A 24254-nucleotide genomic window follows, 5' to 3' on the forward strand; every position below is an offset into this window, starting at 1 on the left:
ATTTAAAATTTATTAAGCAGCAAATGTAATTTATTTCTTTAAAAATAAAAACATAAATGATATATTTTTCTTACAAAATAATTATTATGTATCAAGTTTTTTATTCGCAGGATCATTCTCTAAATACTTTTTAATCAAATGATGTCCTAAATAAATTGCTGGAGTTAAAACAATAGCAATGGCTAGTTTAAAAGTATATCCAACTAATCCAGAAGAGATAAATGTATCAAAATCAATTTTCCCTGGAAGCCAAAAAGCAATTCCTAATACGATAAACGAATCAAATAGTTGTGAAATTACGGTAGATCCTGTAGTTCTAAGCCATATTTTTTTATGTCCTGTTCGGTTTCTAAAGAACCAAAAAACGCTGACATCAATTAATTGCGAAACCATAAAAGCAATAATACTTCCAACAATAATCCACATACTTTGCCCGAAAACCGCCTGAAATTGCTCGTCATTTACGGGACTTATCCCTTTTGCTGCAGGAATAACAATCGCCATAAATAAAATCAGAAAAGCATAAGCAATTAAACATGCCGTTATGAAAGAAAGTTTTTTTACGCCTTTTTCTCCAAAATATTCATTAATTAAATCTGTTGTTAAAAATACAATCGGCCAAGGTAGAATTCCGATACTCATTACAAATGGACCAATCTGAATTAATTTTCCTCCGATAAGTTCGGCAACAACTGCGTTAGTAATAAAGATTCCTGCTAGAATTACAAAAACAATTTCTCTTCGAGTTTTAAACATGATATTTTGGATATTAGTGTTTCAAATTTAAACTATTTCCTTTTTAACTGAAAGTTGTTTTTTTGAATTTGCATTTTCGCCAAGTTTAAAGTTAAAAATTATTCATTGGTTTTCTTTTTAGTTATTTTTGAAACAATTACTAATTCTGTTATTAAATCTAATTAATGAGAATGAAAAAAATATTATCAATTTTTATCATGAGTACAACCTTTTTTGCGTCTAACGCACAAACAAATTCTGATAATCCTCTACTGAAAAAATGGACAGGACCTTATGGCGGAGTTCCGGCTTTTAATGAGTATAAGGTGTCAGATTTTAAACCTGCAATCGAATTTGCGATTCAGGAAAAACTTAATGAAGTAGACGCTATTGCGAACAATACAAAACCGGCTACTTTCGAAAATACTATTGTTGCTTTGGAGCGTTCTGGAGAAACAATCGAGAGAATTATGACTGTTTACGGTATTTACAGATCGAATTTAAGCAGTCCTGAGTTTAGTGTAATAGACAGAGAAATGTCGCCTAAATTTTCAGAGTTTTCAGATAAAATCAATCAAAATAAAAAATTATTCACCAGAATTGAAGCGGTTTACAAATCAAAAGATAAAAACAAGCTTACAGGTGAACAACAACGTTTAATATGGTTGTATTACACTAATTTTGTACGTCAAGGCGCTCAGTTAAACGACGCAGACAAAGCTAAAGTTGCAGGTATAAACAAAGATTTGGCTTCGCTTTTTACTCGTTTTAGCCAAAATTTATTAGCAGAAGAGAATAACCAATATGTTGCTTTAAAAACAGAGAGCGATTTTGATGGTTTGCCAGCTGAAGTTAAAAATGCTGCAATTGCTGAAGCAAAAGAAAGAAAATTAGATGTAATGGGCTGTATTGCAAATACACGTTCTTCAATCGAACCATTTTTGACTTTTTCAACTCGCAGAGATTTAAGAGAAAAAGCGTTTGATATTTTTGTGAAACGTGGAGATAACGGAAATGAAAATGATAATAACGCAACACTTGTTTCAATTTTGCAATTACGAACTCAAAAAGCAAAATTATTAGGTTATCCAACATTTGCTGATTGGAGTTTGTCTAATAAAATGGCAAAAGATCCTAAAAAGACTTTGGCTTTAATGGAATCTGTTTGGGAACCAGCTGTTGAGCAAGTTCGTAAAGATGTTGCTGAAATGCAGAAAATTGTTGATGCTGAAGGAGGAAATTTTAAAATTCAGCCTTGGGATTACCGTTTTTATGCTGAAAAAGTTAGAAAAGCTAAATACGATTTAGATCAAAATGAAGTTAAGCCGTATCTTCAGTTAGAAAATTTACGTGAGGGAATGTTTTGGGTTGCTGGAGAGTTATTTAATTTAAGCTTTAAGCAAATTACTAATGTTCCGGTTTATCATCCAGATGTGCGTGTTTGGGAAGTAAGCAATAAAGTAACTGGCAAAGTTGTAGGTTTATGGTATTTTGATCCTTATGCGCGTGCAGGAAAACGTTCTGGAGCTTGGATGAATGCTTACCGCGCTCAACAAAAGCTTGACGGAGATGTATTGACGATTGTGTCTAATAACTGTAATTTTATTAAAGGAGCTGCAAACGAACCAATTTTAATTTCTTGGGAAGATGCTTCGACTTTATTCCACGAATTTGGACACGCACTTCACGGATTATGTTCTAATGTTACTTACCCAAGTTTAGCAGGAACAGCTGTTGCGAGAGATTATGTAGAGTTTCCGTCGCAATTATTAGAGCATTGGTTGGCAACTCCAGAAGTATTGAACAAATTCGCTTTGCATTATAAAACAAATCAGCCATTACCACAGGCTTTAGTAGACAGAATTGAAAAAGCATCAAACTTTGGTGAAGGTTTTTCTACTGTTGAAACGATTTCAAGTTCTTTAGTTGACATGAAACTTCATTTAGCAACAGAACCAATAGATCCGCACAAATTTGAAAAAGAAACGTTAGATGCGCTTCATATGCCTTCTGAAATTGTGATGCGTCACCGTATTCCACAATTTGGACATATTTTCTCAAGCGATGGCTATGCTGCTGGATATTATAGCTATTTGTGGGCAGATGTTATTAATGCAGATGCGTGGGAAGCTTTTACAGAAGGAAAAGGAGCATATGATAAAGCTGTTGCAAAAAGACTTTACGATACTGTTTTTAGTGTAGGAAATACTATTGATCAGGAAAAAGCGTATGAGAATTTCAGAGGAAGAGCTCCAAAATCGGATGCTTTAATGCGTGCAAGAAACTTTCCAATTAAGGCTAAGAAATAATAAGATTAACATCTGATTAAAGTCCCTGGATAATTATTTATTCAGGGATTTTTTTTGAATTGTTTTGCAGTTCTTATTTAGTAGTTCCGAATGGAACAAATTATATTGTAGAGCTGTCCCGAGGCTTCGGGATCAGTCCAGTTTATAGAATAACAAAAAAAGCCCTGAATTGTAAAATTCAGGGCTTTTATATTGAAATAATTATAGATTAACCTAAAGTTACTCTTTTGAAACCAGTGATTTCAACATTGAATCCTTTAACATAATCACCAACTTTTTTACTGTCATCTTTGATGAAGTTTTGATCTAATAAAGCTTTTTCTTGATCTAAAGTAGTGTTGTCAGAAATAAAACGTTGTACTTTTCCTGGAAGAATTTTGTCCCAGATTTGCTCTGGTTTTCCTTCAGCTTTTAATTCAGCTTTAGCATCTTCTTCAGCTTGTTTGATAACTTCAGGAGTTAATTGAGAGAAAGAGATGTATTTAGGAACATTTTTTAAAGTTTTTCCTAAACGTGCAGCTTCTTCGTTATCTTTTTCGATTACAGCAATACGAGCAGCAAGTTCAGATTCAACGAAAGCAGGATCAAAATCTTTGTAAGATAAAGTATCAGCTCCCATAGAAGCAACTTGCATAGAAACGTCTTTTGTTAAAGCTTCAGCGTTAGCCACTGGAGCAGAAATTGCAGTTAAAGCAGCAATTTTGTTAACGTGAACATAAGATCCAACGTAAGCACCTTCTAAAATTTCGAAACCACCGATTTCGATTTTCTCACCTATAACACCTGTTTGCTCGATTAATTTTTCAGCAACAGTGATTCCGTTGAAATCAGAAGCTAAGAAATCTTCTTTAGAAGAGAAATTAATAGCTCTTTCAACTAAATCTTTAGCTAAAGTTACGAAAGCTTCATTTTTACCTACGAAGTCAGTTTCGCAGTTTAAAGTGATGATAGCTCCTTTAGTGTTGTCAGCATTGATAAAAGAAACAGCAGCTCCTTCAGAAGACTCACGGTCAGAACGGTTAGCAGCAACTTTTTGTCCTTTTTCTCTAAGAATTTGGATAGCTTTATCGAAATCTCCTTCAGCTTCAACTAAAGCTTTTTTACAGTCCATCATTCCGGCACCTGTAGATTGTCTTAATTTATTTACGTCTGCAGCAGTAATTGTTGCCATAATATTTTAAGTTTTAATGTGTTTAAAAGTAAAAAATTCCAGCTTTTAAATCCCAAACTCCAATTTTAATAAATTATCAACATAACGTTTTTAATTCTGGTTGGATTTTGGAATTTAAAATTTGGAATTTAAATTTTGATTTATTCTTCAGTTGCAGGAGCAGCTTCAGCCTCAACAGCAGGAGCTTCTTCAGCAGCTTCAACTTCTTTTTCAGCACCTCTGTCAGAAAGACCTTCGATTACTGCAGTAGTTACTAAAGATAAAATTTTGTCAATTGATTTAGAAGCATCATCATTTGCAGGAATTACGTAATCAACCTCTCTTGGGTCAGAATTCGTATCAACCATTGCGAAAACTGGAATGTTTAATTTTTGAGCTTCTTTTATTGCGATGTGTTCAGCTTTGATATCTACTACGAACAATGCTGCAGGTAGTCTAGACATATCAGCAATTGAACCTAAGTTTTTCTCTAATTTAGCACGTAGACGATCAACTTGTAAACGCTCTTTTTTAGATAAAGTGTTGAAAGTACCATCTTTCTTCATTTTATCGATAGAAGACATTTTTTTAACTGCCTTTCTGATAGTTACGAAGTTAGTCAACATACCACCTGGCCATCTTTCAGTGATGTAAGGCATGTTTGCTGCTTTTGCTTTATCAGCAACGATGTCTTTTGCTTGTTTTTTGGTAGCTACGAATAAGATTTTTCTACCTGATGCAGCGATTTTTTTCAAAGCTTCGTTAGCCTCTTCAATTTTAGCTGCAGTTTTATATAGGTTAATGATGTGAATACCATTACGCTCCATATAAATGTAAGGAGCCATGTTTGGATCCCATTTTCTAGTCATGTGTCCGAAGTGAACACCTGCTTCTAGTAATTCTTTTACTTCTATTTTGTTTGCCATTTTTGTACTAGTTTACGTTCTGTTGATTAGCAATGTGTGAATGGCGATTTCTCTGGCTTCATACATTTAGATGCTAAACTATATCCTACCTCGATAGGAGAGCAACAATAACTGTGTTTTTTAATTTCAATAAATAATTGATAATGTCTTGTCCCATCTGAACAAGACAGGTAATATTAACGTTTAGAGAATTGGAATCTCTTACGAGCTTTCTTCTGACCGAATTTCTTACGTTCAACCATTCTTGGGTCTCTTGTTAATAAACCTTCTGGTTTAAGGATAGCTCTGTTTTCAGCGTTAACTTCACACATTACGCGTGCTAATGCCATTCTTACAGCTTCTGCCTGACCAGTTGTACCACCTCCGTAAACGTTTACTTTTACGTCAAAGTTACTAGCGTTTTCTGTCATAGAAAGCGGTTGTAAAACTTTGTATTGTAAAGTTGCAGTTGGAAAGTAAGTTGCGAATTCTTTTTTGTTTACAGTGATGTTTCCAGTTCCCTCAGAAACGTATACACGTGCAACAGCGGTTTTTCTTCTACCGATTTTGTGAATAACTCCCATTACTTAAGATCATTTAGGTTAACAGTTCTAGGTTTTTGAGCTCCGTGTTTGTGCTCAGCTCCTACAACAACATTTAGATTTCTAAAAAGTTCTGCTCCTAATTTGTTTTTAGGTAACATACCTTTTACAGCTTTTTCTACTAATGCAGCTGGATTTTTAGCTTGCAATACTTTAGCAGTTAAAGTTCTTTGTCCTCCTGGGTAACCTGTATGACGCATGTAAATTTTGTCATTCATTTTTGTACCTGTAAGGTTAATTTTTTCTGAGTTGATAACAATTACGTTATCTCCACAGTCAACGTGCGGTGTGTAACTTGGCTTGTACTTACCTCTTAAGATCATTGCAACTTTAGAAGCAAGACGTCCTAAGTTATGACCTTCAGCGTCAACAACAATCCACTCTTTAGTTACAGTGGCTTTGCTAGCTGAAACTGTTTTGTAGCTTAATGCGTCCATAATATTATTTTAATTAAACATTCCATCCCCAATAAAGGGGATGCAAAAGTACAATTAATTATTTTAAAACCAAATACCTGAAAGAATATTTTATCTGCTGAAAATCAGGGGTTATGTTTTTTAATTATTTGATGAATAAAAAAACCGTCTCCACAATAAAGTTAAGACGGTTAAATATTTAGAAAAAAAAGTAATTATACAATAAATATATTTGCTATATCGACCACTTGTTGTGTTGTAAGTGGCTCATCATAAGCTTCGGAGCCTGCTGCGGCACCAAAAGCAGTTGCAGTGTTAAATCCTGCCTGCATTGTTACACCTTCGCCATCGTAAACAGCTTGTGTTGCTGCAGGCATACCTGCACCTCTTTCGGAATTAGAAATCCATCCTTTTAAACCTCGCAATCTTCTAACTTCTGAAGCGTGACGTGCTTCAACAGAATGAATCTGTAGTGCTGCGGTTAATAAATCTGGTGTAGTAATCAAGTTTGCTGCTTGTCCTTTATAAGCTCGAACTCCTGTATCTTCAAAAGCTTGTGCTAAAGCTAAAAAGGTTGGGTAATCTCCAAACGGATTAAAAGCGCCTCCAACTGTAAAGTCAAAAGTTGGTTTCGGAACAAAATTGGCGCTTGCTGAACCGCCTAAACCTGCAATCAAAAATTTTACGTGATCTGATTCGTGTGCAGCAATTTGCTGAAATACTTTTAAATCGCGTCCGCCATTTTCAGAAGCAGGAATTACACCTGAATCTAATGCCATGGCGTAAAACTCGTTTTCAAGATATTCTAAGGTCAAAGCAAATTGCAAAGCTCCAATTGGAGTTGCTGGCGTTGCGGTTATATCTTTAGCGAAAGCTTTATTGGTAAGAGCGGATAATCCGAATGGAATTGATGCTAAGGCTAAATTTTTTCCAATATTCCCAAACTGCGAAAAGCTGTCTCTTCGAGAACCAGTACTATTCATTAAATTGTCATCAGTAAAGGATTCTATAAATTTTAAAATGTTCATAATTTCTAAGTTTTAGCGGTTAAGATTAAGGCAAGTATTTAGCTGTAAATTTTGTGGTAATAAAACCAGCGGCAATCGGCAGTATTTTAGAAGGATCTTTTGCATCATCTAAACCTGTTGACATATTTACAATATCATCTCCGGCAAAATCTTTAGAATTCGGATTAATCAAACTTCTTATCGCTGCGGCATGTCTTGCTTCTACAGAAACAATTTTTCCTGCTAATAATAGGTAGTCGGCTGTTTTAATCAATTTACCAGCACCGTTATAAGCTGCAACGCCAGTATCTTCTAATGCTTTTGCTGTAGCTAAAACTTCGGTACGACTGTTGAAATTCAATGATCCATAATTAAAGGCTAAAGAAGGAAGTAATTGTGAACTTGGATCAGGAAGCGCTCCAGTCAAAGCAGCTTTGAAAAAATCTCTATGTACGACTTCGTGATGGTATAAATCTGTTAGAACTTCGCGTTCCAGACTGCTAAACACGGTATTGAAACTACTGGCATTAACAACCTTAGTATAAAAGTCGGCTTCTAGTTGTTCGAGAGCGTATGCATAGGTTAATACTCCAAAATCTCCAGAGCCTAAATCAAAAACACCATTTCTTATTCCTGGCAAAGAAGTGTCTGGCATGTCATTGTCGTTGTCATTGTCGCTGCAGCCAGCTAGAATCAAACCTGTTGTTGCAAGGGTTAATCCACTGAGCTTAAGAAAGCTCCTTCTACTATTCAATGAAGGGTCTACTTCATGAATTTTAACTTCGTTTTTCATAATCAAGTTTTTTTAATAGTTAACAACAGTTGGTTTCTAGTTATCTGGTATTTAATTATTAACGAAATTTTAGTAAGAGCGGTTTTAAAATATCGGTTTATTTGATTATTATTTCGAAAAGACTGACATTTTTAAATACTAATAGCTTCTTTTTGTTTTATTTTCGGTAATTCTACTATATTTGTATTAATTACATAAAATTCAATTGGATGAAAGCTAAAGCAACTCTAAAACAAATTGCGAAAGAACTAGGAGTTTCTGTGTCAACAGTGTCTAAAGCTCTGAATGACAGTCCGGAAATTAGTGAGCAAACGAAGGTTAAGATTAAGGAGTATGCAAAACTCAAAAATTATAAGCCGAATGTTATTGGTCTGAATTTAAAAAATCGTAAAACAAAAACGATTGGAGTAATTATTCCTAATATTTTAAATTCTTTCTTCGCGAAAGTTTTTAGCGGTATTGAGAAAGTTGCCGATAAAAAAGGATACAATGTAATTACGTGTATTTCTAATGAATCTCTAGAAAAAGAAGTTCATACTTTAGAAATGCTAAGCAACGGAACAATCGACGGATTCATTCTATCAGTTTCTAAAGAAGCTCAAACACTTCAAGATTACAATCATTTTTCTGAGATTATTAATGATGGAACGCCAATTGTGATGTTTGATCGTATTGCAGATGAAGTTGATTGCGATAAAGTTGTAGTTGATGATTTTGATTCGGCTATAAATTCTACTCAACATTTAATTGATTTAGGATGTAAAAATATTGCGCTAATTTCTTCTGTAGATAATATAAGTGTGGGAAGGTTGAGAACAGAAGGCTATTTAAAAGCTTTAAAAGACAATAATATTCCAGTTAACGAAAAAATTATTCTTCGTACCGATTCTGAAGAAGATATGAAAGCTAAAATCGAAGGAATTTTTGATCATAAAATTGACGGAATTTTTGCTTTGGATGAAAATGATTCAGTTGCAGCATTAAGAGTAAGTTTGAAAAAAGGATTTAGAGTTCCAGAAGATATTTCGATTATAGGTTTCGCAGATGGAATTTTAGCTTCAAGACGTTTATCGCCAAGTTTGACAACTGTAAGTCAGCACGGAGTTGAAATTGGAGAAGTTGCTGCTAAAAGATTAATCGAAAGATTAGAAGAGCCAGAAGGAACAGTTTCAGAATACGAAACGATTGTTATTAAAACAAAGTTGAAAGAAAGAGAATCGACTAGAAAAGTTTAGATAGGTAAAAATAAAAAAAAGGACTGTTCAGAAAAACAGTCCTTTTTTTATACATAATTTATGTCATTTCGACGAAGGAGAAATCTTCGCAAGTTACTCCGTTCCAATAAGCCAATCTTTGTAGAGCTACTTACGAAGATTTCTCCTTCGTCGAAATGACAAGATTGTGGTAATTGCTAGATCATAAATCAACAATCTGAAATCTAAAATTATCAATGCGCTTCTAACCAATCTTTACCCATTCCTAATTCAACTTCCAAAGGAACCGACATTTTAAATGCATTTTCCATTTCATGTTTAATCATTGGCTGGATTTTTTCGAGTTCGTCATTGTGAACATCGAACACAAGCTCATCATGTACTTGAAGTAGCATTTTAGATTTCCAGTTTTCGTCTCGAAGTTTTTTATGAATGTTGATCATTGCAATTTTAATCACATCGGCAGCACTTCCTTGAATTGGTGCGTTTACAGCATTTCTTTCGGCAGCACTTCTTACAACTGCATTAGCAGAATTGATGTCTTTTAAATAACGACGACGACCTAAAATAGTTTGAACGTAACCTTTTTCACGAGCAAATTCAACTTGTTCTGAAATATAAGATTTAAGACGAGGATATGTTTTGTAATAAGCATCGATCAAAGCAGCACTTTCGCTTCTTGAAAGAGAAGTTTGGTTACTTAGTCCAAAAGCAGAAACACCGTAGATGATTCCAAAGTTTACCGTTTTGGCATTACTTCTTTGTTCGCGAGAAACTTCTTCTAACGCCACATCAAAAACTTTTGCTGCGGTTGCTCTGTGAATATCTTCTCCGTTTTGGAAAGCTGCAATCATATTTTCTTCGCCACTTAAAGCAGCGATAATTCTTAATTCAATTTGCGAGTAATCGGCAGAAATTAAAGTATAATTTTCATCACGCGCTACAAAAGCTTTACGAATTTGACGACCTCTTTCGGTACGAATTGGAATATTCTGCAAGTTAGGATTATTAGAACTCAAACGCCCCGTAGCCGCAACAGTTTGCATATAATCGGTATGAACGCGCAAAGTTTTTTTGTCAACCTGTTCTGGTAAAGCCAAAATATAAGTGCTTTGTAATTTTACCATTTGACGCCAATCTAAAATTTGTTTTACAATCGGGTTGTCATTCGCTAAATAAGTCAAAACTTCTTCGCCAGTTGCATATTGACCCGTTTTGGTTTTCTTCTGTTTTGAGCCGCCAATTTTAAGTTTATCAAATAAAATATCTCCTAATTGTTTTGGAGAAGCCAAATTGAATTTCTCGCCCGCAGTTTCGTATATTTTTTCTTCTAAAGATTTGATTTCAACTTCCATTTCGGAAGACATTGCTTTTAAGAAATCAACATCCAAACGAATTCCTTCCGTTTCCATATCGGCTAAAACACTTACTAACGGAATTTCGATTTCATCAAATAACTTTTTAGTTTCTGTTTTGTCTAATTCTGAAGTAAAAATTTCTTTTAATTGTAAAGTAATATCGGCATCTTCAGCAGCATATTCTTTAATATCTTCTAAAGGAACATCGCGCATAGAAAGCTGGTTTTTTCCTTTTTTGCCAATTAAAGTTTCAATAGATTTTGGAGAATATTTTAAATACGTTTCAGCCAAAATATCCATATTATGACGCATATCTGGATTAATCAGATAATGCGCGATCATCGTATCAAAAAGTTTTCCTTTTACGGTAACACCATAATTAGAAAGGATTTTTAAATCGTATTTTAAATTTTGTCCAATTTTCTCAATATTTTCATTTTCAAAAAACGGGACAAATTTATTGATCAAAGTTTGAGCTTCTTCCTGACTTTCTGGAAACGGGACATAGAAAGCTTTTCCTTTTTCATAAGAAAATGACATTCCGACCAATTCTGCATGAAGTGCGTCAATTCCAGTTGTTTCAGTATCAAAACAAACTGAAGTCTGTTTTTCTAAATTTTGTAAAAGCATTTTAATGCCTAAATCGCCTTGGATTGTTTGGTAAAAATGCTCTGTATTTTCTAAAGTGCTGTAAAATGAAGTTCTTTCGATTTCAGCATTTTCACCATTCGTATTTCCGCCTCCAAAAAGATCAAATTGATCTTCATTTTTTGGCTGTGGTTTCTTGTATAATTTTGCGTCCGAAACTTCTGGCGCTGCAGTTTGAGTTCCATCTGTTTTAAACAAATTGTCAAATTGCTCTGCCATTCTTCTAAATTCCAATTCCTGAAAAATAGCATCTGTTTTTTCAATATCAGGACGAGAAAGTTCGTAATCGTCTTCATTAAAAGTAACATCGCAATCGCAGATAATGGTTGCGAGTTTTTTAGATAAAATACCTTTTTCTTTATTGGCTTCAATGTTTTCTTTCATTTTGCCTTTTAGTAAATGTGTATTTTCTAAAAGGTTTTCCATTGTGCCGTATTCTTTCAAGAATTTTTTAGCCGTAACTTCTCCGACGCCTGGTAATCCTGGAATATTATCTACGGCGTCGCCCATCATTCCAAGAAAATCAATTACTTGTTCAGGTCTTTCGATTTCAAATTTTGCCAAAACCTCAGGAATTCCCCAAATTTCGATTCCGTTACCCATACGGGCAGGTTTGTACATGAAGATATTTTCAGAAACCAATTGAGCAAAATCTTTATCGGGCGTTACCATAAAGACTTTATAATTTTGTTTTTCGGCTTGTTTAGCGATTGTTCCAATTAAATCATCGGCTTCGCAACCTTCAACTTCAATAATCGGAATATGCATAGCGCGTAATAATTCCTGAATATAAGGAACCGCAATTTTAATAGCCTCAGGCGTTGCATCGCGATTGGCTTTGTATTCTACAAACATTTCTGTTCTTACATGACTTCCGCCTTTATCAAAAGCTACAGCCAAATGATCTGGTTTTTCTCTTTTAATAACATCCAAAAGTGAGTTCATAAAACCCATAATTGCAGATGTATCCATTCCTTTAGAGTTGATTCTCGGGTTTTTAATAAAAGCATAATAACCACGAAAAATTAATGCATATGCATCTAGAAGAAAAAGGCGTTTTTGAGTCGACATATAAAAAATATTAGTCCGTAAAAATAAACAATTGAGGTTTAAAAAAACGATTTGGTTCTTGAAAATTATCCGAATAGTTAATGTCTCGTTAAAATATGGATTTCATTAAGTTTCTTCATTTTTTCTTCATTTGACGAAGCTAATTTTGACATATAAAATAAAAGGTTATTAATTCTTAAATCTTAGAAATCATGAGAAATTTATTAATGTTACTAGTAGCAGTTTTAGGAACAAGTGCAATGGTTCAAGCATTTCCAGCAAAAACAGAAAAAGCAGTTGCAACAAAAGAAGTAAAAGCAACAAAACATCCTAAACACAAATCTTCTAAAAAAGCGAAAGCAGAAAAAACAGAAGCTAAAGCTGAAGCCCCAAAAACAGAAACTGCAAAAATGAATAAATAGTATGTTTTTTGTTTTGTTTTCTGAAGAGTATTACGAAAGCAAAACAGGAAGGATAATTATGAAGAATGCAGGTGTTAAAAGCTGATAAAGAAATTTGTCAGCTTTTTTCGTTAATATTTTAATAATCCACAATTTGGTTTTTTATAAATGATTACTTTTAATTGTGCTTAAACACGTTTGGTTATGAATGTTTTAATTGTAGAAGATAATCGAGAACTTGCAGTAGAAGTCTATGATTTTTTGTGTAATGCAGGATATATCTGCAAAATTGCGCATACTTGTGCTGATGCCTTAGAAGAATTTAATAGTAACGATTATGATGCGATGCTTCTAGATTTAGGACTTCCAGATGGAGATGGTTTTGAGGTTTTGCAAACTGTTAGAAAAACAAAATCGAAAATGGCAGTAATTGTCTTAACAGCAAGAGGCGAACTAGATGACAGAATTAATGGTTTGCATCTTGGTGCCGACGATTATCTGACCAAACCTTTTGCTCTTACCGAACTTAGCGCCAGATTATTTGCAGTTATCAGAAGAATTCATGGTTTTACTTTAAACAATCTTTCTATTAATGGTTTTGTCTTGCAACTTCAGGATTATAAAGTGAGTTTTAATGAACAGCCAATTAATTTAACCAAAAAAGAATTTGATATTTTTCAATATTTGGTTTTGAATAAAAATCGAGTAATCACGCGTCTTCAACTTACAGAACATATTTGGGGAGATATTCTAGAAGTCAATTCAGATTCTAATTTTATCGATGTTCATGTTCGAAATCTTAGAAAAAAACTAGACAAACATGCTCCAATAGATTGGTTCGAAACCGTTCGAAATGTAGGTTATCGTATAAACGAATAATATATTCTTGTGAAAATAAAACATCAATTAGCCATTTTTAATGCACTGACAAGATTGTTGGTAATTTTGATTTTATGGTTAATGCTTCCCATTTTGGTTCAAAATGTAGTTTATCATCATATAAATAATAGTCTTCTCGAAAAAAAGAAGAAATTTATTGAACATCTTAATCAGGAAGAAATCAATGATTTTATAGAAAATCCAGACGATTCTACTGAAACTTTTTCAGAGTTTTCGACGCTTCATAGCGAGTTTTTAGTTTTATCTCGTGTTCCGATAAAACCGCATCAAAAGAAAACCACTTTTACAAATGAATATCGTAAGATTGAAAATGAAGAAAGCGAATATCGAATTTTGCAACATCATTTTACTTACGAGGGAGAAGATTATCAGTTAGAAATTGGAAGCAGTTTGGCTGAAGTTAATGATTTGACTTTTGTGATTCGTTTCTTTATACTGATTGTTTTTGTCGTCATCTTATTTATTACTTTTTTGGCTGATACTTTTTATATAGAATATCTTCTCAAACCATTTTATAAAATTATCGATACTAAAATCAGGCGTGTAAACGAACCTGAAACTTTCGATCACACTCCGATAAAAGCAGCTTCGCGAGATTTTAGAGAATTAGATTTTGTTTTAAATCAAATGATGGATCGTATTTCGGAAGTTTTTAAAAAAGAAAAACAATTTATTTCGAATGTTTCGCATGAATTGCTAACGCCAATTGCACTTCTTAAAAATAAACTCGAAAATTTGTTGCAAAATGAATCTTTAGACGACAACGCAGTCGATAAAATTGCGGGTTCGTTGAAGACTTTAGATATGCTGAAAAAAATCATTAATAATTTATTGCTGATTTCCAGAATAGACAATAATCAATACGAAGCCAATGAAGAAATCAATCTTAGAGAAATTGTCGTTGATTTACAAGAAGATCTTCAAGATCGTATTGACGACAGAGAAATTGAGTTTGTAAATAAAATGCAAAACAGTTTTGTCTTTTTAGGAAACAAAACTTTAATTCATATTCTCATTTATAATTTGGTTACAAATGCCATAAAATACAATAAACCAAATGGGAGTATTCTTATTGAAGATGGTTTTGTTGATGAACAATATTTCATTAAAGTAAAAGATTCCGGAATTGGAATGGACGAATCGCAATTGGAAAAAATCTTCAGCAGGTTTGCCAGAATTAGTTCAGATCAAGAAGGGCAGGGGCTTGGGCTTGCAATTGCGCAAAGCATTGCATCTTTTCACCATATTGAGATTAAAGTAGAATCTGAATTAGGTAAAGGGACTTCTTTTATTTTATGGTTTCAAAAAGCCAATTAAAAGTTAAAATTTCTTGTAAGACTTTTTCTTCATTTTGTCTTCATTTAACGATTATATCTTTGACTTATAAATAATGAAATAATAATAATCATAAAATTTAAAGTCATGAAAAAATTAGCAATTTTAGCAGTAGCAGTATTAGGAACATTCTCAATGGTAAACGCTCAAACAACTCCAGCAGCAGCGCCAGCAAAAGAGGTAAAAGTCGCTAAACACGATAAAAAAGGAAATAAAAAAGCAAAAGGAGAGAAAAAAGCTGAAGCTGTGAAAGCTGAAGCTCCAAAAGCAAAATAAAAACAACATTACTTGTTGAAGATTAAATAGTTTTAAAAAGGTTGGTAGGGAAAAAGCTAAAAGAGTATTCTTTTGGCTTTTTCTATTTAATAGCGTTAAATTTTTTATAATAATAAGCGATAGGATTTTCATTCTTTGTTACTTTTGTTTAAAACTATAACAAATGATCTTTCGTTTTGTAATTCTATGCGCTCTTTTTTTATTTATTGAGTTATATTCTTATCAAGCTTTTCGAACCTTAATTAAAGTAAGGTGGGCCTTGGTAAGTTATCAGATTATTAGCTTACTGCTTTTAATTTTTATCATTTATTCTTTTACGCAATTTGACAGATCTGTTGGGCAGACCAAACAAACCATGTTTACTATGGGGCTAATGCTTTTGGTTTATGTACCAAAGATTGTGCTTACATTGGTGATGTTTGGAGAAGATATTTTTAGAATAGGGGCGAGTCTTTTAAATTATTTCATGTATAATACTCCTAGAAAAGAAATGATGCCTGACAGAAGGCGATTTATTAGTCAGGTTGCACTAGGATTGGCGGCAGTTCCGTTTTTGTCTTTGATTTACGGAATTTTCGAAGGAAAATATAACTTTAAAGTTTTTAAACAAACTATCTTTTTTCCAGATCTTCCAGATGCATTCGATGGCTTTAAAATCACGCAGATTTCGGATGTTCACAGCGGAAGTTTTGACAATCCAGAGAAAATAAATTATGCGATTGATTTGATAAATAAACAAGAATCTGATTTGATTTTATTTACTGGAGATATCGTAAATACGCATGCAAAAGAAATGCATCCTTGGTTGGAGACTTTTAATCGTATTAAAAATTATAAATACGGGAAATTTGCAGTTTTAGGAAATCACGATTATGGAGAATATGTAACGTGGCCTTCTGAAAAAGAAAAAGATGAAAATTTCCAGCAAATTAAAAAACTTTATGGTCAAATTGGTTTTAAACTTTTGTTGAATGAACATACTTATATTCAGAAAGGCGATGATAAAATTGCACTTATCGGAGTAGAAAACTGGGGTGTAAATTTCAAGAAAGCGGGAGATTTAAATAAAGCTTCAGAAAATGTACATCAAGACGATTTTAAAATTTTGATGAGTCACGATCCAAGTCATTGGGATGCCGAAATTAAAGAACATCCAAAGAATTTCCATTTAACATTTGCAGGCCATACGCACGGAATGCAGTTCGGAATTGAAATTCCAGGATATTTCAAATGGAGTTTAGCGCAATATATTTATAAACAATGGGCGGGCTTGTACGAAAACCTCGGAAGATACGTTTATGTTAACCGTGGGTTTGGTTTTCACGCTTATCCAGGACGAGTTGGAATTATGCCTGAAATAACAGTCATTGAACTAAAAAAAGGCCGTAATGTCGCTTAATTCGTTAAAAATGCTAAATTTGTATTATATTTAATTCTATTAATAGATTTAAAAACTTAAAATTTTTGGTTTTATGTCAAAATTTGGAGAACTAATAAATGCTCAAGTTCCAGTGTTAATTGATTTTTACACCGATTGGAATGAATCTTCAGTTTCTATGCATCCTGTAATTAAGGATGTTGCTGCGGCGCTTGGTGATAAAGCCAAAGTGATTAAAATTGATGTAGATAAAAATCAGGAACTAGCAGAAGCGCTTCGTATAAAAGGACTTCCGACTTTAATGATTTATAAAGATGGACAAATGATCTGGAGACAATCTGGAGAACTCGACGCGAATACTATTATCGGAATTGTTCAAGATCAATTCAACGTTTAAATGACTTCTTATTGATGTTATTTAGTGAATAATATCAAACTTATATCCGTTTTCTTTTAAAAAATGCAGTGTTCTAGGTAAAGCGAATCTCAAATTTGGAGAAGCTTTAATGCTGTCATGAAAAACAATTACGCTTCCCGATTTTACATTTTTTGTTACGTTTTCTAAACACTTTTCTGGAGTAATGCTTTGATCAAAATCAGCGCTCAAAACATCCCACATTACTATTTTATAGCCTAATTTTCTAAGAACCTTAGATTGTGCTTTTTTGATTTTCCCGTAAGGAGGACGAAATAATAAACGGCGTGGGGCTTTTTCTTGTTCGTCTAAAACTTCAGCGCAATTTTTTACGTTTTCGATATAATCATTAGTATGGATTTTCCATCCGTTTACATGATTCATCGTGTGATTGCCAATAGAATGTCCTTCAGTTATTAGTTTTTCGAATAAAGCTAAGTTGGCTTTTATATTTTTTCCGATGCAGAAAAAAGTGGCTTTTGCATCAAATTTTTTCAATTCAGATAAAACCCAGTCTGTAATTTCTGGAGTTGGGCCGTCATCAAAAGTTAGGTATATTTTCTTTTCATTGTTAGGAATGTCCCAGCAATATTTAGAAAATACCCTTTTAATAAATGAGTTCGTTTTTACCCAATAAAAGCTCATCTTGAATTGAATTTAATTGTATGCATAAAATTAAAAAATGCAGCGCTATTTATCAAACAGTGCTGCATTTTTTTAATTGTTAAAAATTCAGTATATTATTCTTTCTCACGTCCAAAACGCTCAAAAACATTTACATAAGTGTTAAACGTTGTTTTGTGTTTGTTGTAGAAAGCATTGTCTTTGTTTTCCTGCATTACATGCAACAAACTTCTGTAACGCTCAATATCTGTAATAATATCAATTGCCAAATCAGATTGATCAGAAGGAGTTAGTGTACTGTAATAGTTTAGGTTTTCCTTGTATTTTTCAACTAATTTATTCAAAAGATCTTGCGCTTTAGCAGTTTCTCCAACTTTATAGTAACCGCCTGCAAAAGGTTCAACTAGAGAATAATAGCCATACTTGTCTAAAGGCATTTTTGTCATCGCTAAATTGATTACATTTTTAGCCTTGTCAATTTTACCTTCTTCAATAAGCTGATTCATTAATCTAGAAAGATTAGTGCGGTATGTAATGCTGTTTCTTCTTGTTTCTGGATCGTGATAGATATTTCCGTTGCTATTTCCCCAATCCCATTTCATTACAATGTCATACATTTTTTCCGAATCAATTTGTCCCATATCTAATGGACCGCCATCTTTAGAAGGAGTAGTTTTTATAGGAACCAATTTGTAAACCATTCCATCTAACTGTAAATAGTCTTTTAGCCATAAATAATCCTCATCGTCAAACGCACCTCCGCTAAAGTAAATTGGTCTTTTCCAATTATTATTAGCTAAGATATCCAGCATCATCAAGCGGTTTTTGTATAAAGCGCTTCCTTTGATGTCAATATCTAAATAAGGAACAATAGAATCATTGTATTTAGGATTAACAATTTTATTTTGAATGATGGCATTCTTGTCAACATTCACTCTAATTTTATTTGTTGGATAAAAATGAATTGTTTGTCCATTTTGTAATCCAACTGTAGATTTAGGATTTTTAATAAAATCAATAAAGTCCTTAATATTCCAACGAGTATCAATTTTTTGAATGTAAGCTGTATAATCTAAGTTGTCTCCTACGTATTGCTTGTGTTCAAAAGAAATAGGAAGTGGATTAGATTCGTATGATTTAGCTTTCATTTGATCGATATACCAATCTGTCATAAATAAACTCGTATTTACAATCTTAACATCCGTTCTAAAATGCTCAATTTCTTGTGCATACCAAAGCGGGAAAGTGTCATTATCTCCGATTGTAAATAGAATCGCATCTTTATCGCAAGAGCTTAAATAAGCTTTTGCCATTGCAACAGCTGTGTACCTGCCAGATCTATCGTGGTCATCCCAGTTTTGAGAAGCCATTAAAATAGGAGCGGCCAACAAACTTCCGGCAATAATAACTGGACCTGCGATTTTTGGAGCGACATATTTCTGGAAACTTTCGTAAAGCGAATAAACTCCAAAACCAATCCAGATGGCAAAAACATAGAACGAACCTACAAGTGCATAATCTCTTTCGCGAGGCTCAAAAGGTCTTTCGTTTAAGTATATTTTTAATGCAATTCCTGTAAATAAAAACAGCGCTAAAAGCACATAGAAGCTTTTCAAATCTTTATTTGCGTGATACATTAAACCAATTAAACCTAAAATGAAAGGAAGGAAATAATAAACGTTTCTTCCCTTATTATTCAATACGTCTGCTGGTAAATTATCCTGAGAACCTAAATGAATTGAATCTAAAGGTTTGATACCGCTAATCCAGTTTCCATCCAGATTATCATATTTGCCCTGAATGTCATTCTGACGTCCAACAAAATTCCACATTAAATATCTCCAATACATATATCCGAACTGATATTCGAACATAAAACTAAAGTTGTCTCCTGCAGAAGGTTTTTCAATAATTAAATAATCTTTATAACTGCTTAAGAATTTAACATAACCTTCATTGTCGATTTGTTTTTGAGCGTAAGCTTTTCTAAATTCAGAAACCGTTTTTTCAACTTCGTTACGTAATTGAGCTGTAGCTTTATTGTATTCGTCTTCGCTTAATTGACTTGCATCAATTCCGTATTTTGCCAATTCTTCATCATAATTGTAATTTGGGTTGATTCGGAATTTAGGAGGACTTGTAAAGTTGATGTAATTTTGAATATGGGCTGTTTCGGTGCTCCATAATCTAGGCAAAAATGTTTTTTGATTGTCGTCAGAATTCTGATCTGCATTTTTGTAGTTATTGGTAATAACATATTTGCCAGTTTTATAATCTCTTTCGTAGTTTGGTTTTTTGTCTAAATATGGCGTTTTAGCATCAAGTCCTGCGTAAACCTCAGTATATTGTGGGCCATAAAATAATGGATTAACCCCATATTGCTCACGATTGTAATAAGCCAAAACCTCTGTGGCGTCAGAAGGTTTGTTTTCATTAATAACTGTATTGGCGTTTGCACGAACTGGAAGCATTAACCAAGTTGAGAAACCGATCAGAATGAATAAAATACATAATATAATAGTATTGTAGAATATTAATCCTTTTTGTTTAGTGTATTTTAATCCAAAATAGAAGAAAGCAATAAAAAGCAAGGCAACGAAAATAGTTCCTGAATTAAAAGGAAGTCCCATGCTATTTACCATGAAAATTTCGGTTTTTCCGAAAAATGCCATAGTTAATGGAAGAAGTAGAATGAAAATAAACAATAAAATTCCAACAACCACAAGGTTTGCAATGATGAAATTTTTAATTGTAACTTTTTCGTAGTGCTTAAAATAGTATAAAAATCCGATTGAAGGAATTGTTAGTAGAGCCATAAAGTGAACTCCAAAAGAAAGACCAACAACTAAAGAAATAATCAAAAGCCATTTGTTGCCTTTCGGTTTGTCCATGTCTTGTTCCCAACGTAAACCAAGCCAGAAAAGCAATGCAATTAATAAAGAAGCCATCGCGTAAACTTCAGCTTCAACTGCATTAAACCAGAAACTATCAGAAAATGTGTAAGCTAAAGCTCCAACAAAAGAACTTCCTAAAATAACAATAGAATTGTTTTGGTCAATTTCTGCAAAACGAGCCACAATCTTTTTTAAGATCATAGAAGAAGACCAGAACATAAATAATATGGTAAATGCACTAGAAAAAACAGACATCATGTTAACCATAAGAGCGACATGTTTGGCATCTATTGCAAACATTGCAAAAAATGCACCCATCATCTGAAAAAGTGGAGCTCCTGGAGGGTGACCTACTTCAAGTTTGGCTGCGGTTGCAATATATTCTCCGCAATCCCAAAAGCTCATTGTAGGTTCAACTGTTAATGTGTAGGTAATTAAAGCGATTGCAAATGCAAACCAACCAATAATTGTATTCCATTTATTGAAATTGAATTGTGCCATATTTAGGTGTTAAAAATTTGAAAGTTTTCTATCCTACAAAGAAAATGTTTTTTTATGTAAAGAATAGAGCATTAACAAAAAATTCTATAAAAGTATCTAGCGATAGTAATTTATTGTGTATGAAGTGTTTTGCATGTTGAAGAAAATTTGAAAGTAAAAAAAAGCTAAAAAAAATATTTTTTTTAGCTAAAAAGTTTGCGAAAACTAAATAAAGCCTTAAATTTGCACTCGCTTTACAGTACTGCTGGTCTATGGTGTAATGGTAACACTACGGTTTTTGGTGCCGTCTTTCTAGGTTCGAGTCCTAGTAGACCAACAGAAAAGTCTCTCAGAAATGAGAGACTTTTTTTTATGCAAAAAAAGTTGTTTTAAAATTTGCATAAACTAAATAAAGTTTTAATTTTGCACCCGCTTAACCGCACTGCTGGTCTATGGTGTAATGGTAACACTACGGTTTTTGGTGCCGTCTTTCTAGGTTCGAGTCCTAGTAGACCAACATAAAAAGCCTCTCAGAAATGAGAGGCTTTTTTTTATGTGCTAAATTTGGTTTTTTATTCCTTTATATTTTTAAAGTGATCACTGGTCTAACGGCATGATTAACTAGTCCTTCACTAATACTTCCGTTAAAGAAATGCGCAAAACCAGTTCTGCCGTGTGTACACATTCCGATGATGTCGGCATTTATTTTATTTGAGAAATTTATAATTCCTTTTTCGATATTAGTGTCATTATAAATTTGAGTTGTATAATTGCTGATGTCAAAATGAGAAGCGAAATCATTCATTGCTTTTTCTGCAATATGAGTAGGTTTAAAGCTGTTTGGAGTGCAAATGTTTACTAAGTGTAGTTTTGAGTCAAATAATTGAGTAAAATTTAAAAGTTTTTTAAACGGTTTTTTTGCTTCTTCAGAAAAATCAGATGCAAATACAATATTAGCGGCGTCGAAATTTGAAATGTTTTTCTTTATGATTAAAACAGGAATTTCAGAATTGCGGACAACTTTTTCGGTGTTAGAGCCAATAAGTAATTCTTCGATGCCAGACGATCCGTGAGATCCCATTATGATTAGGTCAACTTCGTAATCTTTGCTTATTTGTGTTATACCGTGTATTGGTTTGTCCATTTTTACAACTTCTGTTATCGATATTCCGTCAAGATAAGATCTTGAAGAAACTTCGTCAAGCATCTCGTTTGCTTTCTTCATAAAAAGCATGCTTTCAGGAATGCTGATTCCGCCCATAATAGCATCGTTTGATTGATGCGGTAATTCAAGCATGTGTAGGATGATGATCTCAGAATTATTTTTTTTTGCGATTTGGGCGGCAACTTTTAAAGCATCTTCTGCGTGTTCTGAGAAGTCGGTAGGTACTAAAATTCGTTTCATAATTTTAAAGTTAAATAATATGAATAATTCTCTGTTTTAATGCTCTTATAAAGGTAAGAAATATTTTTAGAGCAATCTATTTATTTGATTTATAAAAAAAACACTATATTTGCACAGTTATTTATTAAAATCTAAATAATGAGGGGACTAAGTGTCCCCTCTTTTTATAAAATTATGACATTCAAAGAAAAAGTAAACGGATTAATTACAGAAGCTCTTCTGGAAAAGCCATCAATCTTTTTGATTGATCTTGCTGTTTCGGATTCTTTTAAAATTAGCGTTGGTTTAGACGGAGATAATGGAGTGGCACTGCAGGATTGTATTGATATTAGTCGTGCAATCGAGAATAATCTAGATCGTGAAGAACAGGATTTTTCGCTTGAAGTAGCGTCAGTTGGAGTAGGATCGCCTTTGAAATTGATAAGACAATACAAGAAAAATATTGGTAGAACGCTGATTGTTACTACAAATACTGAAAAAATTGAAGCAGAATTGATAGAAGCTAACGATGTTTTTATAATTTTGTCTTGGAAAGCAAGGGAGCCGAAAAAAGTAGGAAAAGGAAAAGAAACAGTTCAAAAAGAGCAACAAATACCTTATACAGAAATTAAAGAGGCAGTTGTTACAGTAACATTTTAATTTTAATTAAAGAATTCGCATGGAAAATTTAGCATTAATCGATTCATTCTCAGAGTTTAAAGATAATAAACTTATTGATCGTGTAACGCTTATGGCAATTTTAGAGGATGTGTTTAGAAATGCATTGAAGAAAAAATACGGATCTGATGATAACTTCGATATTATTATAAATCCTGATAAAGGAGATATGGAGATATGGAGAAGAAGAGTAATCGTTGCTGATGAAGATCTGGATTTTGAAAACGAAGAAATTACCTTGACCGAAGCAAGAATGATTGAGGCGGATTTTGAAATTGGCGAAGAAGTTTCTGAAGAAGTTAAATTGATTGATTTAGGAAGAAGAGCTATTTTAGCGCTTCGTCAAAACTTAATATCTAAAATTCACGAACACGATAATACTAATCTTTACAAACAGTTTAAAGATATTATCGGTGATATCTATACTGCAGAAGTACACCACGTGCGTCCAAGAGTTGTTATTTTGGTGGATGATGAAGGAAATGAAATTGTTCTTCCAAAAGAAAAACAAATTCCATCTGATTTCTTCCGTAAAGGAGATAATGTTCGTGGAATCATTGAAAGTGTCGAATTAAAAGGAAATAAACCTCAAATTATTATGTCTAGAACTTCAGAAAAGTTCTTAGAAAAATTATTTGAGCAAGAAATTCCAGAAGTTTTCGACGGACTGATTACAGTTAAAAATGTAGTTCGTATTCCTGGAGAAAAAGCAAAAGTAGCTGTTGATTCTTATGATGATAGAATTGATCCAGTTGGAGCTTGTGTGGGAATGAAAGGTTCTCGTATTCATGGAATTGTTCGCGAGTTAGGAAATGAAAATATTGACGTTATAAACTATACAAACAATATTCAATTGTTTATTACAAGAGCATTAAGCCCTGCAAAAGTTTCTTCTATTAAAATTGATGAAGAAAATAAAAGAGCTGAAGTTTTCTTGAAATTAGAAGAGGTTTCTAAAGCAATCGGTAGAGGAGGTCACAATATTAAATTAGCAGGTCAATTGACAGGTTATGAATTGGATGTAATCCGTGAAGGTGATGTTGCTGGTACAGTTGCAGATGAAGATGATGTTGAATTAACAGAGTTTTCAGATGAAATCGAAGAATGGGTAATTGAAGAGTTTGCTAAAATAGGTTTGGATACTGCAAAAAGTATCTTGAAGCATGACGTAGAAGATTTAGTAAGAAGAACAGATTTAGAAGAGGAAACTATTCTAGATGTTATGAAGATACTAAAAGAAGAGTTTGATAGTTAAGCAATAGCTGAACATCTGCTCTAACAACACAACGAAAAAGGTAATAA

At 33.1% G+C, this 24254-nt stretch carries 21 protein-coding genes and 2 tRNA genes; 12 read left to right on the plus strand and 11 right to left on the minus strand.

Translation table 11 applies throughout. The annotated features are described in order from the left end of the window. Window positions 1-84: 84 nt before the first annotated feature. On the minus strand, window positions 85-756 hold the full coding sequence (locus NYQ10_RS07580; RefSeq protein ID WP_289879686.1) for a queuosine precursor transporter: 672 nt from the start codon (window positions 754-756) through the stop codon (window positions 85-87). Window positions 757-926: 170 nt separating this feature from the next. Between NYQ10_RS07580 and NYQ10_RS07585 the strand changes: the two genes are divergently transcribed. Further along, complete coding sequence (locus tag NYQ10_RS07585) at window positions 927-3044, plus strand: M3 family metallopeptidase (protein WP_289879687.1); 2118 nt, start codon at window positions 927-929, stop codon at window positions 3042-3044. 208 nt (window positions 3045-3252) lie between these two features. Here NYQ10_RS07585 and tsf read toward each other — a convergent pair whose 3' ends face one another. From tsf to NYQ10_RS07615, 6 genes are all read right to left on the minus strand, one after another. Next, window positions 3253-4215, minus strand: coding sequence for a translation elongation factor Ts (gene tsf, locus NYQ10_RS07590; RefSeq protein WP_289879688.1), 963 nt, complete (start codon window positions 4213-4215; stop codon window positions 3253-3255). Between the two features lie 140 nt (window positions 4216-4355). Further along, window positions 4356-5120: a 30S ribosomal protein S2 gene (rpsB, locus tag NYQ10_RS07595; protein WP_095927954.1), complete on the minus strand. Its 765-nt coding sequence runs from the start codon at window positions 5118-5120 to the stop codon at window positions 4356-4358. A gap of 176 nt (window positions 5121-5296) precedes the next feature. Then, window positions 5297-5683, minus strand: coding sequence for a 30S ribosomal protein S9 (gene rpsI, locus NYQ10_RS07600; RefSeq protein WP_008466792.1), 387 nt, complete (start codon window positions 5681-5683; stop codon window positions 5297-5299). Further along, a complete protein-coding gene (gene rplM / locus NYQ10_RS07605; protein WP_111379262.1) occupies window positions 5683-6138 on the minus strand; it encodes a 50S ribosomal protein L13 in 456 nt (151 codons plus the stop codon). The genes rpsI and rplM overlap by 1 nt, the downstream gene beginning before the upstream one ends. Before the next feature lie 194 nt (window positions 6139-6332). Continuing rightward, window positions 6333-7145 (minus strand): ferritin-like domain-containing protein, encoded by an 813-nt coding sequence (locus NYQ10_RS07610; protein ID WP_289879690.1) that lies wholly within the window; start codon window positions 7143-7145, stop codon window positions 6333-6335. A gap of 25 nt (window positions 7146-7170) precedes the next feature. Continuing rightward, complete coding sequence (locus NYQ10_RS07615) at window positions 7171-7917, minus strand: ferritin-like domain-containing protein (protein ID WP_289879692.1); 747 nt, start codon at window positions 7915-7917, stop codon at window positions 7171-7173. 209 nt (window positions 7918-8126) lie between these two features. Between NYQ10_RS07615 and NYQ10_RS07620 the strand changes: the two genes are divergently transcribed. After that, window positions 8127-9152 (plus strand): LacI family DNA-binding transcriptional regulator, encoded by a 1026-nt coding sequence (locus NYQ10_RS07620; RefSeq protein ID WP_289879696.1) that lies wholly within the window; start codon window positions 8127-8129, stop codon window positions 9150-9152. A 212-nt stretch (window positions 9153-9364) separates the two neighbouring features. Here the strand turns inward: NYQ10_RS07620 and polA are convergent, their stop codons facing one another. Continuing rightward, window positions 9365-12208, minus strand: a complete 2844-nt coding sequence (gene polA / locus NYQ10_RS07625) for a DNA polymerase I (RefSeq protein WP_289879698.1) — start codon at window positions 12206-12208, stop codon at window positions 9365-9367. A gap of 191 nt (window positions 12209-12399) precedes the next feature. On the opposite strand from polA, the gene NYQ10_RS07630 reads away from it, so the two are divergent. The 6 genes from NYQ10_RS07630 to NYQ10_RS07655 all read left to right on the plus strand — a co-directional run bounded on the left by NYQ10_RS07630 (window position 12400) and on the right by NYQ10_RS07655 (window position 16874). Next, window positions 12400-12609, plus strand: coding sequence for a hypothetical protein (locus NYQ10_RS07630; RefSeq protein WP_289879700.1), 210 nt, complete (start codon window positions 12400-12402; stop codon window positions 12607-12609). A 183-nt stretch (window positions 12610-12792) separates the two neighbouring features. Beyond that, window positions 12793-13467: a response regulator transcription factor gene (locus NYQ10_RS07635; protein WP_289879702.1), complete on the plus strand. Its 675-nt coding sequence runs from the start codon at window positions 12793-12795 to the stop codon at window positions 13465-13467. 9 nt (window positions 13468-13476) lie between these two features. After that, window positions 13477-14805, plus strand: coding sequence for a sensor histidine kinase (locus NYQ10_RS07640; RefSeq protein ID WP_289879704.1), 1329 nt, complete (start codon window positions 13477-13479; stop codon window positions 14803-14805). Between the two features lie 105 nt (window positions 14806-14910). After that, window positions 14911-15099, plus strand: a complete 189-nt coding sequence (locus NYQ10_RS07645; RefSeq protein ID WP_184157847.1) for a hypothetical protein — start codon at window positions 14911-14913, stop codon at window positions 15097-15099. 163 nt (window positions 15100-15262) lie between these two features. Continuing rightward, entirely contained in the window at window positions 15263-16498 is a 1236-nt protein-coding gene (locus NYQ10_RS07650) for a metallophosphoesterase (protein WP_289879706.1), read from the plus strand. 73 nt (window positions 16499-16571) lie between these two features. Beyond that, window positions 16572-16874, plus strand: coding sequence for a thioredoxin family protein (locus NYQ10_RS07655; RefSeq protein WP_184157845.1), 303 nt, complete (start codon window positions 16572-16574; stop codon window positions 16872-16874). 21 nt (window positions 16875-16895) lie between these two features. On the opposite strand, the gene NYQ10_RS07660 is transcribed toward NYQ10_RS07655, so the two are convergent. Both NYQ10_RS07660 and NYQ10_RS07665 read right to left on the minus strand, forming a co-directional pair. After that, a complete protein-coding gene (locus NYQ10_RS07660) occupies window positions 16896-17537 on the minus strand; it encodes a polysaccharide deacetylase family protein (RefSeq protein ID WP_229354738.1) in 642 nt (213 codons plus the stop codon). Between the two features lie 95 nt (window positions 17538-17632). Next, complete coding sequence (locus NYQ10_RS07665) at window positions 17633-20911, minus strand: glycosyltransferase family 117 protein (RefSeq protein WP_289879707.1); 3279 nt, start codon at window positions 20909-20911, stop codon at window positions 17633-17635. A 245-nt stretch (window positions 20912-21156) separates the two neighbouring features. Here NYQ10_RS07665 and NYQ10_RS07670 point away from each other — a divergent pair. Beyond that, a tRNA-Gln gene (locus NYQ10_RS07670) sits at window positions 21157-21227 on the plus strand. 109 nt (window positions 21228-21336) lie between these two features. After that, window positions 21337-21407: transfer RNA gene (locus NYQ10_RS07675), tRNA-Gln, on the plus strand. Between the two features lie 63 nt (window positions 21408-21470). Here NYQ10_RS07675 and NYQ10_RS07680 read toward each other — a convergent pair. Continuing rightward, the gene (locus tag NYQ10_RS07680; protein WP_289879709.1) at window positions 21471-22295 is read right to left on the minus strand and encodes a universal stress protein; all 825 of its coding nucleotides are present in this window, start codon (window positions 22293-22295) and stop codon (window positions 21471-21473) included. Window positions 22296-22469: 174 nt separating this feature from the next. On the opposite strand from NYQ10_RS07680, the gene rimP reads away from it, so the two are divergent. Both rimP and nusA read left to right on the plus strand, forming a co-directional pair. Next, entirely contained in the window at window positions 22470-22934 is a 465-nt protein-coding gene (gene rimP / locus NYQ10_RS07685; protein ID WP_057117677.1) for a ribosome assembly cofactor RimP, read from the plus strand. A 19-nt stretch (window positions 22935-22953) separates the two neighbouring features. Continuing rightward, window positions 22954-24207, plus strand: coding sequence for a transcription termination factor NusA (gene nusA / locus NYQ10_RS07690; protein WP_223707140.1), 1254 nt, complete (start codon window positions 22954-22956; stop codon window positions 24205-24207). Window positions 24208-24254: the final 47 nt, after the last annotated feature.

Source organism: Flavobacterium johnsoniae, from assembly GCF_030388325.1.
In the GTDB taxonomy this organism is placed as follows: Bacteria; Bacteroidota; Bacteroidia; order Flavobacteriales; family Flavobacteriaceae; genus Flavobacterium; species Flavobacterium johnsoniae_C.

Bases quoted from the DNA above. Each gene is read 5' to 3' on its own strand.
- NYQ10_RS07580 (WP_289879686.1), bottom strand. From the start codon at position 756: ATGTTTAAAACTCGAAGAGAAATTGTTTTTGTAATTCTAGCAGGAATC.
- NYQ10_RS07585 (WP_289879687.1), top strand. From the start codon at position 927: ATGAAAAAAATATTATCAATTTTTATCATGAGTACAACCTTTTTTGCG.
- tsf (WP_289879688.1), bottom strand. From the start codon at position 4,215: ATGGCAACAATTACTGCTGCAGACGTAAATAAATTAAGACAATCTACA.
- rpsB (WP_095927954.1), bottom strand. From the start codon at position 5,120: ATGGCAAACAAAATAGAAGTAAAAGAATTACTAGAAGCAGGTGTTCAC.
- rpsI (WP_008466792.1), bottom strand. From the start codon at position 5,683: ATGGGAGTTATTCACAAAATCGGTAGAAGAAAAACCGCTGTTGCACGT.
- rplM (WP_111379262.1), bottom strand. From the start codon at position 6,138: ATGGACGCATTAAGCTACAAAACAGTTTCAGCTAGCAAAGCCACTGTA.
- NYQ10_RS07610 (WP_289879690.1), bottom strand. From the start codon at position 7,145: ATGAACATTTTAAAATTTATAGAATCCTTTACTGATGACAATTTAATG.
- NYQ10_RS07615 (WP_289879692.1), bottom strand. From the start codon at position 7,917: ATGAAAAACGAAGTTAAAATTCATGAAGTAGACCCTTCATTGAATAGT.
- NYQ10_RS07620 (WP_289879696.1), top strand. From the start codon at position 8,127: ATGAAAGCTAAAGCAACTCTAAAACAAATTGCGAAAGAACTAGGAGTT.
- polA (WP_289879698.1), bottom strand. From the start codon at position 12,208: ATGTCGACTCAAAAACGCCTTTTTCTTCTAGATGCATATGCATTAATT.
- NYQ10_RS07630 (WP_289879700.1), top strand. From the start codon at position 12,400: ATGAGAAATTTATTAATGTTACTAGTAGCAGTTTTAGGAACAAGTGCA.
- NYQ10_RS07635 (WP_289879702.1), top strand. From the start codon at position 12,793: ATGAATGTTTTAATTGTAGAAGATAATCGAGAACTTGCAGTAGAAGTC.
- NYQ10_RS07645 (WP_184157847.1), top strand. From the start codon at position 14,911: ATGAAAAAATTAGCAATTTTAGCAGTAGCAGTATTAGGAACATTCTCA.
- NYQ10_RS07650 (WP_289879706.1), top strand. From the start codon at position 15,263: ATGATCTTTCGTTTTGTAATTCTATGCGCTCTTTTTTTATTTATTGAG.
- NYQ10_RS07655 (WP_184157845.1), top strand. From the start codon at position 16,572: ATGTCAAAATTTGGAGAACTAATAAATGCTCAAGTTCCAGTGTTAATT.
- NYQ10_RS07660 (WP_229354738.1), bottom strand. From the start codon at position 17,537: ATGAGCTTTTATTGGGTAAAAACGAACTCATTTATTAAAAGGGTATTT.
- NYQ10_RS07665 (WP_289879707.1), bottom strand. From the start codon at position 20,911: ATGGCACAATTCAATTTCAATAAATGGAATACAATTATTGGTTGGTTT.
- NYQ10_RS07680 (WP_289879709.1), bottom strand. From the start codon at position 22,295: ATGAAACGAATTTTAGTACCTACCGACTTCTCAGAACACGCAGAAGAT.
- rimP (WP_057117677.1), top strand. From the start codon at position 22,470: ATGACATTCAAAGAAAAAGTAAACGGATTAATTACAGAAGCTCTTCTG.
- nusA (WP_223707140.1), top strand. From the start codon at position 22,954: ATGGAAAATTTAGCATTAATCGATTCATTCTCAGAGTTTAAAGATAAT.